We start from the raw sequence: 18,250 nt of genomic DNA on the forward strand, positions 1-18,250 counted from the left end.
TTCTTGTAATCTTATCTTGTGGCTTGAAGTTGCCATCGTCATAACCTTCAAATACATTAGCTTCAGTTACAATCTTGACAGCTCTAGTGTACCAAGCTTCTCCAATGTCCTTGTAAGGAAGTTTGAAGTTTGCATTGTACTTGTAGCCGTCTTCAACAAGAGCGTTGGCAAGAATTTGCGCACTTCAGCACGAGTTAAACCATCCTTAGGTCTAAAGTCTCCCATAAAACCTTGCATATACCTTACTTCTTTGAAATAAGCATTGTCAATTATTGGCACTTTGACAACTTTTTCTTGGATTATTGTTTCATATCTAACTTCTGGACGAAGTGGATAGTATGGTCTTTCTGGATAATAAGGATAGTCTGGCCTTTCTGGATAATAAGGATCATCTGGCTTATCCGGTGTTGGTGGTGGACAAGGTTCTTCAAGTTTTCTGTATTGTGCAGTTATTACTGTATCTTCAGTAAACATATCTCTTAGATATTTATCCCATGCACCTAAGCCTTTCTCTTGTTCATATCCAGCATATGGTGTTACTGTTGGAGGTGTTAAAGTAACAAGTTTTGTAGGATTTACCCAATATTTAACCGTTTCTGTAGAAGCAATACTTCCGTGGTCCCCTGGCTTAAATTCTACTAGGACAAAATTATCTGGCACATTGTCTGGTTTTTCAGATCCTGGTTGAGGAATTACATCTTTTCCATTGTAATCATATTGTGCAACATGTTCAGTGTCTGTGCTATACGATGTTTTAAGCCTTGGTGACCAAGCTTCATCGCCAGTCTTTTGTGCATAGCCTGTATTTGGATTTACTATTGGTGGTGTAAGTGTTACTGCTTCATCCTTTAATACCCAGTAAGCGCTTGTTTCGGCATCAGCTATTGTACCATGTTCACCTTGCTTAAATTCTACCTTTACATACTTTTCTACATTTTCTGTCGGTTGTTCTGTCAATACCTTCTTTAGATATTTAGCTGTAACTTCCAACGCATTATTAATTTCTGTATCTTCAGTCTTATCCCAGCCTGTATGCTTCCATCCTTCATTTGCCGTTACACTTGGATGAACTATATCAGAAAGTTTCTTTCCAGCTGTAGGATTAACCCAGTATTTTGTAGTTCCTGTAAGTGTACCATTAGTTCCTTCTTTAAATTCTACTAATACAAAACTATCAGGTACTCCTTCAGGCTTATTATCTCCCGTTTGAGGAATAATATCTTTTGAATATTGAGCTACAAGAGTAATGTCTTCTGTAACTTTGTCCTTAGTTGGGTCAAAAACTTTATCTGTACCTTTGATTTTCCATCCTACAAAGAAATATCCATCTTTTTCAGGATTTCCAACTGGTGTTATTAATTCTTCATGCTTTACTTGTTGTGAATCGATATGAGTTCCACCAACGGTATCAAAGTTTACAGTGTGTAGACCAGCTTCCCATATAGCTGTTGCAGTTGTATCTGCATTAATTGTAAATTTTTCTCCTGGCTTATAAGTTTTTTCGCCTATCTTCCAACCTGTTAATACAGCATTATCTTTCTTTAGGTCGTTTCCACCAGCAATAGTAATTTCTGTTCCAATTTCATAGGATAATGCTGCTGGAACTGTTCCAGAAGTTTTATCATCAGCCTTGTAAGTCATAGTAACTTTATTAATCTTGAAAGTCGCTACATATTTCTTGTCAGTGGTAATTACTTCATTTTGGTCAATATTTTCTAACCATTTATCAAATTTGTAGTTGTCATTTGGTGTTGTTGTAGGAATTGGAAGTTCTGTTGAACCAACCTTAATGCCTTTAGTTGGGTTTACATAGTAAGTCTTATTTCCACCTACAATACTTCCATTTGCATCTGCTATAAACTCAACAATTACATATCCATCTGGTTTTATATTTTCTCCGCCTTGTGGATTATCTTTAGGAATTACATCATCAAGTTTTACAAAATTAAATGTGTAAGTTTCATTTGCTGTATATTGTTGCTTAGTAATTGCAGGACTCCAAGTGCCACCTTCTGCAGTATAACCTACTTTTGGATTTTTAGTAATTCCATCTGCTGTGTTTGTTAAATCAACTTCAACATTAGGCTTTACATAGTAAACTGTAGTGCCTGTTAGTGAACCATTTTCAGCCTTAAATGTTACTGTGAAATATCCATCAGGTTTTGTTTGGTCTCCTGGGATTACATTTTCTAGTGGATCATACTGGGCTGTGATAGTTGTATTTTCATCTGTAAATGTTCTAGTTAATTTACTGTCCCAAGCTTGTTCTCCGTCTTTTTGTTTCCAACCAACATTTGGAGTGACTGTTGGTGCAGGTACTGTTACTTCTTTATCAGGTTTTACATAGTAAACAGTTTTTCCTGTCAATGTTCCATGACCGCCATCAAGGAAGGTTACTGTTAAATATCCTGCTGGCTTATCTGAGCCGTCAGTTTTTTCTTGTGGAATTACATCGCCAAGTTCGTTATAAAGAGCAGTAATTTTATCGCCGTCTTTATATTGAATAGCTTTGTTAATGCTTGTGTCCCAACCAGCTGAAGTGTATCCAGTATTAGGTTTTATTGTAGGAGCTTTGCCTTCAAGTACAACTGCTTTATTTGGATTGATATAGAAAACAGTATTTCCTTCTAATTCTCCATTAGCACCCTTGTCGAATGTTACTGTGATATATCCCTCTGGTTTTTCGTTTTCTCCACCTTGTGGATTCTCCTTAGGAATTACATCGTCAATTATTTCATATTGCGCAATAACTGTTTTGTTATCTTTTATTTCAAACTCATCTTTAGTGTCCCAGCCAGTAAACTTATAGCCAACTTCTGCTTTTACTTCTGGTTTAACTATTAATGTGTCGCCTAAAGTTTTTGCTGGGTCTGCTTTTGGATTTACATAGTAAACTGTTTGTCCTGTTATTTCTTTTCCGTGGTCACCCTTGTCAAAAGTAACTGTTACATAACCTTCGGGTTTGGTATTTGGCTTTCCATTTTCATCAGTTGACGGGATAATGTCATCAAGCTTTTCGTATTTTGCTGTGATTTTAATTTCTGTATCTGTCGTTTTAGCAGTTAATGTTGTTTCTTTATCCCAATTTGTAAACTTATAACCAATATTAGCTTTTACACTTGGAGCTTCAACAGTTACTTCGACTTCTGGTTTTACCCAATAACTTGTTGTGCCTGATAATTCTCCATGCTCGCCCTTATCAAATATTACTTTAACGTAACCTGCCGGTTGATCCTTATCTCCCGGAACTACATCACCAATTTTGTTAAATTGTGCTGTAATTACGTCATTGTCTTTATATTGAATTTTTTCTTTAATAGGTCGATCCCAATCAGCGAATTCATATCCTGTAATTGGATTTACTTCAGGTGCTTGACCTTCTAATGCAACAGCTTTATTTGGATTAATATATACAACTTTTTCTATGCTTCCGGCCTTGTCGGTTGTCTTAAAAGTTACTGAGATATAACCGGCCGGTTTGTCATTTTCTCCGCCTTGTGGATTGTCCTTTGGAACAACATCGTCTAAAGTTGTTGCTTTTGCTGTTACTACAATGTCAGCAGCTTCAATTACAAGGGAATCTTCTTTATCCCACTCTTTAAACTTATAACCTGTTTCTTCTTCATAAGTTGGATATCCTTTTGTTGCATCATCTTTAATTGTTTTTAAAGTTATACCTGCATTTGCCTTTACATAGTAGGCTTTAGATTCTGTTAGTTTTAGTCCTGGATCTGCTGCGAAAGTTACTCTTACATAGCCTTCTGGTCTAACCATTGGGTCTGGCACACTTGGGTCGTAAGGGATTATATTATCTGATTCTTTATAAGTCGCTGTGATTGTTGTTCCATTTGTATCAGTAAACTTTGTTGGAGTGCTTGGAGTATAAACTGCTCCATCTGCATTTGCTCCCATCTTCCATTCTTTAAATGTGTAGTGTGTTTTTCCTACTGGATTATTTACTGGAATTGTTACTTCTACAGCTGGATTTACCCAGAAAATCTTAGCACCTTCCATAGTACCATTGTCTGTTGGTACAAAAGTTACTTTTACAAAATTATCTGGTACTCCTTCAGGTTTTGTATCCCCCTCTTGTGGAATTACATCTTTTGAGTATTGTGCTGTGATTGTAGATGCTTCTGTAAATTGATGTCTGGCTGACAAGTTATAATCTGCACCATCACCTGTGGCTGTATCTGCCTTCATTGTCCATTTAGTAAATACATTGCCATCTGTTCCTGTTGGGTCTGTTCCTGGTATTACAACCTTGGCAGCTGGATTTACATAGTAGTAAGTCTTTTGTGGATCTTGAGCCTTATCTGTTGGGTCGACAGTTACTTTTACATAATTTTCTGGTACATAGCTAGGTTTACCACCCGTAGAAGTTCCTTCGTAGATGTTTTTGATGACCTTAATAGGAATATCTACTGTTTGGCTTGTGCCATCGGCAAAGTTTACTTTTGCTTTTAAAGTAAGATTTCTTGAAACTTCTGTTGCTGGATCTTCTTTTAATTTATCGTATAATTTAACTTTTAGATCATCATCAGCAATTAGATTTCCACTATCATCTAATATTTGAAGGCTGTCGCCATCTTTTAATTCTTGATAAACTCCATTTGCATCCTTAATCTCTACTTGTCCTTTTAAGGTATCAAGTGTAGGAATAAAGTCATTGACATATTCTGTTCCATTGTTAAAAGATTCAAATACAGTAAGTTCTTCCGCTTTTATATCGTTATTTTCCCAAATAGCATAGAAGGTCTTGGCTTCTTTGATGTTTGCAAAATCAGCATCAGTAGCAATAGCTCCGTCTTTAGTTAATGACCAACCCTTAAAAGTTTTTCCTTCTCTTGTTGGGTCTTCTGCTTTATCAGTTAAAGTGCCTTCATAGTCAACTTCTTTTACAATCTTTTGGTCTGCGCCTTCTTCTGTAATAGAAGCAAACTTACCACCGTTAGCATCAAATGTAACGGAGATAATTTCCGTCATAGAAAGCTTTCCGCCTTCTATAACATCGTAGTTGAAGTCATATTTAAACTTGTGGTCGCCTGATGTGACAGTTTTAACTCCATTATTTTCTTCAAAAGTTAATCCTTGTGTGTCGGTTTTAACTTCTACTGTCTTTGGAGTTGTTTCAAGTTCAGAAGGTAAGAAGGACCATGGGCCATTAACTTCATCTTCATCAAAATTTTCTACAAAACTAGATCTTAATATTGTTCTTGTTGTGTCATTTTTAGGGAAGTTAAAGTCATTGTCTACATCAGTATCAACCTCGAAGTAACCTTCAATTTGAGGTCTGTCTGCTTCAGCAAGGCTTGTGTGCCATTCAGATACAAATTTTGTAGAAGCTACTTGTTGAATATTAATATCTAGGAAAGATATAGTTGCAACTTGTTTGTCCCCTTCCGGTCTCCATGATACACCCGGTGTACCGTTACTTTCTTGGATAATAAGTTGAACATTTTCACTAAAGTTTCTTTGTATTTGGACATTATAGGTATAGGGATTTCCATCTACATCATATAGAGGTAGGTAGGTTGGATTGTCATCGCTATTTGACCAAGTGTAGGTTCCGTCTTTATCTACTTCCAGATAAAATCTTACACCAGTCATTACGTTGCCATTTGTTTGGGTAAACAAAAGCTTTACCTTTGCCCCTTGACCCAGTACTTTATTCCAATCAAAGCTTCCACCGTCAAGACCTACTGTTGTAAGTGTTCCCTGTACATTTGCCCAATACTTTGGCTTCTCGGAATCAGCCGGTTGTTGACCTTCGATGTAAGGGGACTTAGGGCTCCTTAATGCTTGAGGAATTATTTCATCGCCTATTTCCAGCCCATCTAAAGTGGCTGTATCTTTGTGGTTTTTTTCTTCTACTCCTTCTATGGAAATAGATGCAGTGGGATTGTCTTTAGAGAATCCCACTCCTTTTAGCTTTCCAATTGTTATAAAGTTTGAATCTGATGATTCAAGTTTTTTTGTTATTAATTTGTTATCTTTGGGTTTTTCCTCTAATGCGTATGCAAAGCTTGGTATAAAAGCTTGCAATACTAATACTAGAGCTAAAAACCCTGTCAATATTTTTCTTTTCATTATACTATGCTCACTCCTTCTTCCCTATTCTACCGAATCTTCTCTTGGAAGAGATCTTCTAGAACCATCTTCTGCCCAATATTTTAAAATATCGCCAGATTGTACTGAAGAGTCTAGCTTAAATACATTAGAAGTTTTTCTTCTTCTAGTATAAGTTGTATTGTCGTAAGTTTTACTTCCGCTACCACTTATAACTTCAAGTTTACCTGTTGCTCCATTTGATAGTTCTTTTATATAAACTATTTTTTCTCCTGCTCTTGGAATGTCTATTACAAGTTTAAGTTCTGTCACACCTTGGTCGGATATAACTGTGTCTTCAGAGAAGCTTTGTTTTACCAATTGTATTTTTGTTGCATTAGGGTCAGTAGTATTTGGATCAAGTGGTTCGTTAACAATATTTACATCTTGCCAGCCTTTAAAGACATCATCAATGTTTTTCTCTAAAACTACTGGTGTAGGAATTCTAACTTCTGTTTCTTTCTTGACATAGTATTTTGCATTGCCTACAAGGTAGAATTTGTTATCATCTGATACTTTAAATGTTACTAATACCATGCCCTCTGGTTTTTCTTCTTCAATTTGTGTATCTGTCTTTCCAGGTTCTACTGGTATTACGTCTGCTTCTGGTTCGTAGAGTGCTGTAAAGATTTTTTCTGTTTGACCTTCTTCAAGTGTTAAGTCAAGTGCTTGATTCCAACCAGAGTTTTCTGCTTTTGCTTTGTAGTATTTTGCTGGGGCAATTTCTGGAACTTCTAGTCCTGCTTGTTGAGCTTTGTCGAATGTTAAGTCTTTTGCTACTTTGTAAGTTACTGGACTTTTTTGTTCTGTGTCAGCAAGTTTTAATTTACCATGGTCGCCTTCTTTGAAAGTTACTTTGATGAATTTTTCTGTATCAATAGTATCAGTATCAGTAATCTCTTGAACTGCATTTGTCCATTGTGCATATAGGACTAAATCTTTATCGATAGGTTTATTTTCAAAATCAAAATAATTTTTATCATTTGCATTTTCTTTCCAGCCTAAGAATACAAAGTTTTCTTTTGTAGGATCAGTAGTTGGCTTTGTTGCGTGTCCATTGTGTTCTACTTCTTGAGTTGCTGGAGCTTCTGAACCACCATCTGTGTCAAACACTACTTTATGTTTGTCTGTTGTCCATTGGGCTGTGGCTGTTGTGTTTTCATTTAATGTCACTTGGTCGCCTGCTTGATAAGTTTCGTCTCCTATCTTCCAGCCGGCAAATGTAGCATTGTCTTTTGTTAGTCCTTCTGGTCTTGCAAGTCTTATGCTTGTTCCATGGTCTACTGTAACTGCATCCGGAACTGTTCCTTCAGCTCCACCTGCATCATAGGTTAGGGTGATTTTCCCTAAGGTGAATTTTGCTACGTGTTCACGATCGCCCTTGATGGGATTATCGTAGTCAATTTCTTCAACCCAGCCGGTAAATCCGTAATTATCATTTGCCTTTGCTTCTGGAACAATTAACTCATTAGTAGCGCCTTGTGTTGCCTTATCTTTATCAACTAGTTTGATATTTGCTTCGGGGTTAACGTAATAAGTTTTATTGCCGCCGACAACTTCGCCATTATCTCCAGCGATAAATTTGACGGTAACATAGCCTTCAGGTTTTTTCACGTCGTCGCTTGTTTTTTCTACTATATCTTCTGACTTGTCAAAGTTAAATACAAATTCTGTTTCCGGATCAGCAAATGTGCCTTTCAAAGCTTTTTGATCTTTGTTAGTCCAGTTTTCGCCGTTTGCAAAGTATCCAACACTTGGAGTTTTTGTAATCTTACCAGCTGAGTCAGTCATGTCGACTTCTACTTCAGGTGATACATAGTAAACTAAGTCGCCTGATACTGTTCCACCTGTGCCTGCTTTAAAGATTACTTTTACATAATTTTCAAGTGCTTTTTCAGGTTTAGTGCCATCTGGATTAGCAGGTACAATCTTTTCGTGAACTTCTACAGGAACTTCTATCGGATTTGTTTGAGTTCCAACGCTTGAACCGTCAGTGTATTCAACAATTACTTTTGCCGTACTGTTTCCGGGATTATTTACATCCGGATTTTCAACTATTGTTACTGTCTTAATAGTTTTTCCTTCAGGTGGAGTAATCTTATCTTTGATTTCGTCTACTGTCGGTGTCTTTCCTTGTGGTGTGTGAACTGTATCTGTTGTTGGGACTTGGTCTTTTATCACTTCAGGTGTTACAGAATATTTTGCAATGATTGTAGTATCATTTTCAAATTTTCCTACTATCTTATCTAACCAAGTTTTTGCCTTGTCTTCTGTTTCCCACTTAGAGAAATTCATTGTGTAACCAACTGCTCCAATATTTGCAGGATCTGCAGCTACAGTTTTTCCTGTCGGATTTGTTACATCAATAGTAACTTCCATAGTTGGGTTAACCCAGAATGTTTTTTCAAATGCTGTTTCATCTGTTGCTTTGTCAGTTGTTTTAACTATAACTTTTACAAAAGTATCAGGTACTTTTGGCTTGTCTTCGCCTTGTTTTTGTTCTACTACATCATTAGCATCGCTTGGACTTATAACTGTATTTTCAGTAAACTTGTGTCGTTTTCCAAAATCAAAGATTCCGTTTTCTACTTGTCCTTCGTTTTGTGCAGCTTTATCTGCTGTCCAATTGACAAATGTTGATGAACCTTCAGTTTTAACTTCTGGAATTTCCACCCATGCATTTTTATTTACATAGTAAATTTTATCGTCTTTAGCGTTAAAGTCTTTGCTTGCCTTTATCGTAACCATGACATAGTCGCCGGTCACGTCTTGTAATCCGCCTTCTTCAGCTTTTTTGCCTTCAGCTTCCTTTAAGAATAGCGGTTTGTCGCCTTCCTTGTTAAGGGCTTCGTAGACGTTTTTGTAAACTGTAATCGGTATAGTTAGTTCTTGCGGTTCTTTGCCATCTGTGAAAGTAACTTTAGCCTTGACATTTACTGTGCGAACGACTTCGTCTTTGTCGGCAGCTTTCTTTTCATTTACTAATTCATATACTTGATCGTCTGTTGTTAATTCATTGCCGGCTTCGTCAAATAATTTTATTTCTGTTCCTGCCGGAAGTGGTTTTACCTCGTCCTTTTCTCTCCATTCAAGTTGTGCTTTTAATTGAGCAATCGTTGGGGCAAAGTCGTTAGTCCACTTGCCATTAGGATCTTTAAAAGCTTCGGTGCGTACCATTCCCTTTGCCGTTAAGCCTGACCATTCAAATTTCGCTGTAAATACATAGAAGTCATTTGTATCATTATCAACTATTGTGTTCTTGTTTAATAACGGTTTTTCATCCCATTTAGTAAATTTCTTTCCAGTTTCCGGAGTGATATAGTACTTTCCTTCAACCTTATCATTAGGTGTTCCGTCAGCCTTTGTTCCCAATTCTTCTGGAACTGGTAGTAGGTCTGATTTAAGTCCCTTTATTACATCATAGTGAAGTTCTGTTACAGATTTTCCGGTGTTGTCCGTAAAGGAACCTCCCTTGTCTGCCTTAAAGGTTACTCTTACATAACCTTCCGGTGTCTTTCCACCTTCCGGTACTTCTATTACTCTTACGTCCTTATAATAGAAGGTAATCTCATCTTTGCCCGTTCCGTTGATGCCTAATAATTCATTTGTTTTTTCATCAACGTCGAAGAATAATTGTTGTTGTGGTGGGCTTGTTAAAACCCAACCTGGGATCGGTCTGTAGTTTCTTGCGTCATAGTGGCGGTTGCCATTTACAACTAGTTCTTGGTCTATAATGGCTCCGGCTTTTTCGTTTTCTTTGCCTTTAAAGCTTTCGTCTATATAGTTGACCTTGTATTCTCTATGTCTGTATGGCCTGTAAAAGAATTTAAAGACATTGTTTTTAACGTCCGGATTAGGAATCATTTTTTCAGAATCCTCAGGATTCGGAATCTCTGCCGGTTCAACTCTAAAAGTTTGGAAGAAAGAGTTGTTTAGTCCTACGCGATTATTATATTCTTCGTATATCGTCTTCAAATCGCCGGTTAATTTCTCATTAAGCTCGTCATGAGGTACAAGGGTATATTTGTCGTCTTGTCTGTCTCCGGTTGTTGCTACTAAATAGTCGGCACGTTTGTTTTCCAGCGTATCCGAATCGGGATTAGGACTTATGCTTTTATCTAAGTTATAGTCCTTGTCTAAATAATAGTGAAGAACCTCTACGTCCACTCTTGCATTTGGCACCCAAATTGCCTTTAGATATATTGGAGATACAACATCATTGCCAAAGGAGTAAAGCTCCGGCACTTTGTAAGTCTCGCGATATGAGTTGTCGATTTCATCTGTATAGTTACCATCTTCATCCTTTATATAGCGAATTATTTCCCAACCCATAAAGTCGTAGCCCTTTCTTACAGGCTTAAATTTAGGTTCTATAAGTCTTTGTTTTTGAATTACAGTGAATACTTGCTTACCATCTTGATTAGCTTCTTTTATAGGATAAGTTGTTTCTATTTCTTGACCAATATCGCCTTCTTTTATGGTCTTGCGTTCTGTGGTTAATTTGTTTTCATCGATTGATCTTAAACTACCTTCATTTGGGTCAAAGATAACCTTCCACTTATAGTCAGGTTCGCCCCATTTGGCGTAGAGAACTTGGTCATAATGAAGTTTAGTTTCTTTTCCGTCTTTTACCAGGTTGTCGCCGGCGGGATCCAGTGCCCAGCCTAAGAAGCTCCAATCATCACGTACCCAATTCGGTTTTTCGGGTTTGTGTGTCGCATCGAGCTTTAAATCATTTAATGGCAATTCATAAGGCACCTCTATAATATTGCCCTCACCATATTCGCTGTCATTTTTTACTGTCTTTGGATCGTCGTTCAACTTTAACTTGTACTTGTTACGGGAGTAGTTTGCATAATTGTAGGCATTTATACCATTAAAGGATTTTGTGCCCCAAGGAAATTTATCGATGTATTCGATCTTGTCGGCGTCGCTTCTAAAAGGCGTTTTCTTATTTCTCTCCGTATTTAATTCATCAAAAGTTTTTTGTGGGTCCCATTTACCCGTACCTTTTTCTAGTCCTATCCATTCTGCTTCCCTTGTCTCTTGTTTAAGGGTAAAACCTTGAAGATGTGGCAAAATGAAGGGATACCCATCAGCTCCAATTGCATTCGTATCGCTCTTCCAATAGGACAGGTCATAATCGATTTGTTCCTTGCCATCAAAGTCGTCCTTTATAATATCAATGTGGTGGACAACGGATTTTTCCCAGGATGTCGATCCAATGGAAATCTCATATTTGTCCCTAGCTTTTGTTTTATTTTCTCCTATAGGTATTTGATCTGCGTGACCATCTCCATAAAATTCTTCTTCACTCATTACATCTTCAGCATCTATAAAATCTTCTGCGCTTAAACGATAAGGTGGAGTGTCACGATAAATTTGTTCACCCGCGTTATTGTTAATTATCCAGCCTATTAGGCCGATGTCTACACCTTCTTCGCTACTATCAGGCGGAAGATTTGAAACTTCCTCATCCTTTGGCCATATTTTATCCAAGCTTTGGTTGAAGCGAACATCTACTTTATAAGGAGATCCTTCTTGCCCTATTATTTGTCCATCTCTTGTTATAATCGGCCAGAAGCTACCGGCATTATCAAATGCCAGTTCATTAGCAGCTGTAAAGTAAAGGGTATAGACTCTGCGGTCGTAGTAGACATTGTAGACCGTTTCTCCTGTAGATGATACAGTTTTTTGTATTTCAGGATTGTCTTCAGATGCGTTTTGCTTTTTAGTCAAGTCTTCATTTAAAAAGTAATATCTTTCAAATTCTTTTTTATCATCTTGAGCCTTTTCCAAGCGTCCGTCATTTAAGTCGGGGAAGGTGATTCCGTGGGTATCTAAGTTTGTAAGATCCGGAGTAGAACCGGTGTCGGCATCATCTATTCTTCTTGCGCCGATAAAGTCGTAGCAATCACGCAATGGTAGGGTATTATCTTTGTCATCGTAATCCGTCTTTTCAGTCCAAAATTGGATGACATATTCCGCCTTGGGTTTGTCTTTCCATACTGCTGTAAAGGTAACATTTTCGGCAGGCATTTTTAGATTAGCAGCTAGATTATTAATAGAGTTGCCACTTGGATATTTGATGATTTCATTTGCTTGATAGGTTTTTCCGTCTGTTGTTTCTAATGTTATAGATGGCTTCCAACCTTGGAATATACCGCCTACTTTTGTAGGGATAGATTTATCGGCAATTTTAGGAATAATTTGTTCATAATAAAGTGTACGAGCCGGAACTGGTGTGCCGCCTTTGGTGTCAAATTTGACATCGTAATGGGCGCGGTTATAGCGGTATTCCAAGACAAAGTTTTCGGCATTTTCCGGAACTTGCATGGTGATAAAAGGTGCTTCCGGAACAAAGCCCTTTCTATTAGGATGATTATCATTCAAAGGACTGACTTCCATAGTTGAGCCTGTGTTACCATTTTGAGTGGTAATAAGTTGTCCTTCTTCTCCAACACTTCCGTCGGGGTTGGTGTACTTTGTAAAATCATGCAAGTCTTGGAAAACGTGTTTGATTGTAATGGCGTTGGCCTTGGATTTGTAACGGAATTCTTGACTGCCATTATTTCCGGCATTCTTCACCTTGTCGTAAGTAATTAAATAATCGTCATCCGGTTTTTCGTAGCCTGTAAGGTCCGGAAGTTTAACTGTTTGATTGACCTTGGCCTTTTCTTCTTCCGTTGCAGCTTCACCTACACTGGCAATATAGGGTTGGTAATCAACTTCATACTTATCCCCTCTTTGCACCTTGTAGTCTGTGCGTAGGGTATAAATCTCTGGCTGGTCTGGATCCTTTATTAAATCCTCTGCCGTTTTGCCAGCTTCTGGTTTTGCAGGCTTAACAGGTTTAAGCTTATTAATAATCTTAGCCTTGTCGCCGGCTAGATTGTCATAATTAACCTCGGCAAAAGCCTGTAATGGAACCGACAATAACATTAGTAGGGCTAATATAAATGTTGTAGTTCTTTTCAAATAATTTTTCATATCTTCACTCCTTAGTTTTTATCGAAATATTTTAAAATTAAAATTTGTATATTGAAATAATAATCTATACTTGGATTATACTATAAATCCACCTAAAATAGAATGAAGAAAATGTTTATTCCTGTATTTTTTTTCATTTTTCACCATAAAGAAAAGAGAATGAAATTTTTTTCACTCTCTTTTCTTGTTTAGCTATGATTTGCAAATTTTTTTTAACTTTAAAAGCTAGTCTTTCTTGTGTTTTTATTTGGAAAATAAAATTAAAGGCTTGACAAATTTATTTGCCGGGGCTATAGTGTGGATATAAAGTATATACACTATAAAAATTGTTTTACTGTTAAAAAGCTTTCGATTTAAAAAATTTTTATGAATTGTAATTTTAAAGACGACACAAAATTTTTATGCCTTGTAAAAACAAAAGCGACACAAAATTTTTTATGCCTTGTAAGAACAAAGGCGACACAAAAAATTTTGCTAAGCTTTAATTTTAAAGTCACCACAAAAATTTAAAAGCTATTAATTTTTTAAGCAAGTTTCACGGAAATAATGTTAAGGAATTTTCTAGCATTTTATGGGTTTTTGTAATAAGTTTTTAATTTGAAAAGCTTTTTCTTTTGTAATACAATGAAAAAAATAGGAGGTATTTATGAAAAAGAAAATTTTAGCTATTTTACTTGTACTTGTAGCTGCCATGACTCTTGGCGCTTGCAGTGCAAACACGACATCTTACCTAGACTCAGCCCAAAAGGTTGCAGACTGGAAGGGCTCAAAAGTTTCAGGAAAGCTTGAATACAATGTTGAAGTTAAAGATCCTGAAAGTGGAGAAACTGAAAAAATTAATTTCCCTGTAAGTCTTACTGGCGAACAAATGGGAAGAGACAAAGCTCATGTTGTTATGAACATGGACTTCTCAAAGTTTAAAGAACTCATTGCTAAAAAGGCTGGTTCAGACGAAGAAATTGCAAGTCTTAACAAAGATGTGCCTGACAAAATTAAAATGGATATCTTTGTAAAAGATAATGAAGTTATTATGTCAAAGGACATCTTCGCCCTAGCTGGAGATGGACTTAAGGACATAAAGGAAGACTACATCTCAATTGCCAATGAAGAAAATGGTCTTTCACCAAAGGCTACTAAATATTTTAGCTCTGAAGAATTTAAAACTGATTTATTAGATTTAATGAACACTGCTTCTAAAGAAATTAAGCAAGGAATTGACTACAAGGTTGAAGGCAACACTTACACTTTAAACACTACAAGTGATGCTGTTATCGATGAATTCATCAAATATGCTGATAGCATTATGAAAAATTGGGACGCTGTTTCAACAAGCGCTCTTAAAATTGTTGACAAGGCTGGTCTTCCATTAGGTGAAGAAGAAAAGAAAGATTTCAAAGAACTTAACAAGGAATACAAGGCAGAAGATTTAAAGGAAGCTGCTAAGGGAATCAAAGAAACTATTAAAGGGTCAAGTCTTTCTGAAAAAACTACTTTTGAAGAAAATAAATGTAAACAAGAACTTGCTCTTACATTTAACTTTGCTGAATTCGTAAAAGTTTCTGTTAAGGGAAATGTTGATACAGTTAAGGATGAAACTGTAAAAATTAATTTCCCAACTTCAGTTAAGAAATTAACTATGGACGAATATTTAAAGTTAATAATGCCAGAAATGAATACAAACTTTGTTACTGTTAGGGTAAATGGAGAAGACATCACTTTTGATGATATGGAGGCTCTTCCACAAATTATCAATGACAGAACTATGCTTGGAGCTCGTACTTTCTACGAAAAAATCGGCGCTAAAGTTGATTGGAATGGAAAGGACAAGACTGTAACTGTTACTAAGGGTAGTGACAAGATTGTCCTTACAATTGGTGCTAACAAAGCTCTTGTAAATGGCAAAGAAGTTGCCCTTGATTCACCTGCAACTATTATCAAAGACAGAACTTACATCCCAGTAAGATTTGTTTCAGAAGCTTTTGGCTACAAGGTTAAATACGATGCAAACGAAGGAATGCCAATAGTTGACATCTTTAACATCACTGAAAAAGAACTTGCAGACAAGCTTCTTCAAATTGAAAAAGAAGAAAATTATAAGATGCTTGCTTCTATGAAGTCTGACCTTAAAGACGAAGAAGTTGTAAAAACTTTAAAAGAACTTTATGAAGGCGAAGAACTTGATAAAATTCTTGCAGCAAAGGCTGACCTTGACAAAAATCCTGAACTTTTAAAGAAATACCAAGACCTAGTTAAAAAGGAAATGGAAGATCTTTTAGGTGACGACAAGGAAGAAGCAAAGGAAGCTGACAAGAAGGAAGATAAAGAAGTTAAAGAAGAAAAAGTTGCTGAAAAGACAGAAAAATCTGCAGAAAAAGCAGCAAAAATTTTATTTTCAGTAATTAAATAAGTTTAAAGAAAAAGTTATCCCAAGGGCACAGGCTCTTGGGATTTTTTTGTCATAAAAAATTTCCATCTATATTTTCTCAGCTTGAGAAAAATTTTTCATGGAAACTAAATTTTTTATATTTCAGAATTAGACTACTTATAAACTATTCTTTATGATAATATATAGTAGTATTTAGAATAAAATTATAAAAAATTATACTATATGGGGGATTCATGAAAATATTAAAAAGAGACAAGAGAGAGGTTACTTTTGACCATTTGAAGATAAAAAATGCCATTGAAAAGGCCTTTGATTCTGTAGGTAAGGTTTACGATGACAAGGTCATAAATAATTATGCTCTCGACATCAAAGATAGGCTTTTGGAAAATTATGATCCCAAGAATCCTCCCACTGTTGAGGAAATTCAGGATCTAGTTGAGCTAAAGCTAATCGACGAGAAGGAAATCGAAGTTGTAAAGGCCTACATCCTTTACAGAAATAGACATTCTGAAGAAAGACAAATTTTGGACAAGTTTGCTAATTTTATTACAGACGAAAATGTCCTTAAGGTTTTAAAGTTTGTCAGAAAAAATTACGACCCAAAGAAATACGAGCTGGAAAATTTATACAAGAAGTTTGAATCTTTTGTGAAAAAGGATCAAAGTCAAGATGCCTATCTTTCTGAAATCATAAAGGCTGCCAGTGAACTAACTGACAAGGACTCACCTAAGTGGGAGTTTATTGCTGCCCTATTTTTAAATTATGATTTGGAAAAGAAAATTGCAGAAAATTTGCGCGACATCAATATAAATAATTTCTACGAAAAAATTAAATTTTTAACTGAAAAAAATCTCTACGGAAAATATATTTTGGAAAATTATTCTCGCGAGGAAATTTTAGAGCTTGAAAATTATATTGATAATTCAAGAAATCAGCTTTTAAATTATTCTGGTCTTGACCTTCTCATTAAGAGATATGTCATAAGAAGTCATGACGGCAGGTTTGTGGAAAGCATCCAAGAGATGTTCATGGGCATAGCCATGCACCTTGCCATACCTGAAAAAAATAAAATTTACTGGGCAAAGAAATTTTACGACATCTATTCCACGCTAAAGGTCACAGTTGCAACTCCAACTATGTCCAATGCGAGAAAGCCTTATAACCAGCTTTCTTCTTGCTTTATTGACACAGTGCCAGACACTTTAAAGGGAATTTATCGATCTATTGATAATTTTGCACAAATCTCAAAACATGGCGGCGGAATGGGTCTTTACTTTGGCAAGGTTCGTGCAACTGGCTCAGACATAAGGGGCTTTAAGGGCGTTGCTGGTGGAGTAATAAGGTGGATTAAGCTTGCCAACGATACTGCTGTCGCTGTTGACCAACTTGGTGTTCGTCAAGGCTCTGTTGCCTGTTATTTAGATGCTTGGCACAAGGACATTCCAGAATTTTTGCAACTTAGGACCAATAATGGCGACGACAGAATGAAGGCACATGACATCTTCCCTGCCATTTGCTATCCAAATCTATTCTTTGAACTTGCAGAAAAGGACATCAACGCTCCTTGGTATATGTTTGATCCTCATGAAATTTTGGAGAAGAAGGGTTATTCTCTTGAAGATTTTTACGGCAAGGAATGGGAAGAAAAATATAGGGAATGTATTGCAGATAAGAATATTTCTAGGCGTGAAATGAGCGTCAAAGACTTAGTGAGACTTATTATAAAGTCTCTTACAGAAACGGGAACTCCTTTTGCCTTTTACAGGGACAATGTCAATGAAATGAATCCAAATAAGCACAAGGGCATGATTTATTCTTCCAACCTTTGCACAGAAATCATGCAAAATATGTCTGCCATTGAAACTCTTGACACAAGTATAGAAAATATTGACGGCGAAGAAATTATTGTCACAAAGACAAGACCAGGCGACTTTGTTGTATGTAACCTTGCCTCCCTTGTCCTTGGCAATATTGACCTAGAGGACGACCAAGGCTTAAAGGACATTGTTGCCACAACAGTAAGGGCCCTTGATAATGTAATCGACTTGAATTACTATCCAATACCTTATGCCAAGGTAACAAATAGGAAATACAGGTCCATTGGGCTTGGCACATCTGGTTATCATCACGCCCTTGTAAAAGCTGGCATGGCATTTTCTGATATAGAAGACCACTTGAAGTGGGCAGATGATGTTTACGAGAGGATAAATTATCATGCCATCACTGCCTCCATGGAGATTGCAAAAGAAAAAGGCTCTTACGACTTCTTTGAAGGCTCTGATTGGCAAAGCGGCGAGTATTTTGACCTCAGAGACTACAAGGATGACAAGTGGAATAGACTTAGGGAAGATGTAAAAAATAATGGGCTTAGAAATGGTTATATAATAGCAATAGCTCCAACAGGTTCAACTTCAATTATATCTGCAACTACTGCTGGCGTTGACCCAGTTATGAATAGGTACTTCTTGGAAGAAAAGAAGGGCTCAATCCTACCTAGAGTTGCTCCAGATTTGACTCCACAAACCTTTTGGCTTTATGAAAATGCTCACGAGCTAGACCAAAATTTTGTAATTGAAGCTGCTGCCATTCGTCAAAGGCACATTGACCAGTCTCAATCAATTAATTTTTATATAACTACAGACTTTACAATGAGAAAAATTTTAAATCTCTACATCAAAGCCGCTAAGGAAAAGATAAAGTCAGTTTACTATGTCAGAAGCAAGTCGCTAGAAGTTGAAGACTGCGACTACTGTGCGTCATAAATTA

The 18,250-nt window shown here is 36.6% G+C and carries 4 protein-coding genes; 2 read left to right on the top strand and 2 right to left on the bottom strand.

The window, feature by feature from the left end:
* Positions 1–66: 66 nt before the first annotated feature.
* Positions 67–6,090 carry an InlB B-repeat-containing protein gene (locus tag HMPREF2801_RS09475; RefSeq protein WP_070610938.1) on the bottom strand — a complete coding sequence of 2,008 codons (6,024 nt, stop codon included), beginning with the start codon at positions 6,088–6,090 and terminating at the stop codon, positions 67–69.
* Positions 6,091–6,114: 24 nt separating this feature from the next.
* Complete coding sequence (locus HMPREF2801_RS05010) at positions 6,115–13,098, bottom strand: InlB B-repeat-containing protein (protein ID WP_070610940.1); 6,984 nt, start codon at positions 13,096–13,098, stop codon at positions 6,115–6,117.
* Positions 13,099–13,744: 646 nt separating this feature from the next.
* Here HMPREF2801_RS05010 and HMPREF2801_RS05015 point away from each other — a divergent pair.
* A complete protein-coding gene (locus tag HMPREF2801_RS05015) occupies positions 13,745–15,505 on the top strand; it encodes a copper amine oxidase N-terminal domain-containing protein (RefSeq protein ID WP_070610941.1) in 1,761 nt (586 codons plus the stop codon).
* A gap of 212 nt (positions 15,506–15,717) precedes the next feature.
* Positions 15,718–18,246 (top strand): ribonucleoside-diphosphate reductase subunit alpha, encoded by a 2,529-nt coding sequence (locus tag HMPREF2801_RS05020; protein WP_070610944.1) that lies wholly within the window; start codon positions 15,718–15,720, stop codon positions 18,244–18,246.
* Positions 18,247–18,250: the final 4 nt, after the last annotated feature.

The organism is Peptoniphilus sp. HMSC062D09 (assembly GCF_001811425.1).
Taxonomy (GTDB): Bacteria; Bacillota; Clostridia; order Tissierellales; family Peptoniphilaceae; genus Peptoniphilus_A.

What these genes read in the sequence shown, in the direction of transcription:
- HMPREF2801_RS05015 (WP_070610941.1), top strand. Translation starts at nt 13,745, where the DNA reads ATGAAAAAGAAAATTTTAGCTATTTTACTTGTACTTGTAGCTGCCATG.
- HMPREF2801_RS05020 (WP_070610944.1), top strand. Translation starts at nt 15,718, where the DNA reads ATGAAAATATTAAAAAGAGACAAGAGAGAGGTTACTTTTGACCATTTG.
- HMPREF2801_RS05010 (WP_070610940.1), bottom strand. Translation starts at nt 13,098, where the DNA reads ATGAAAAATTATTTGAAAAGAACTACAACATTTATATTAGCCCTACTA.
- HMPREF2801_RS09475 (WP_070610938.1), bottom strand. Translation starts at nt 6,090, where the DNA reads ATGAAAAGAAAAATATTGACAGGGTTTTTAGCTCTAGTATTAGTATTG.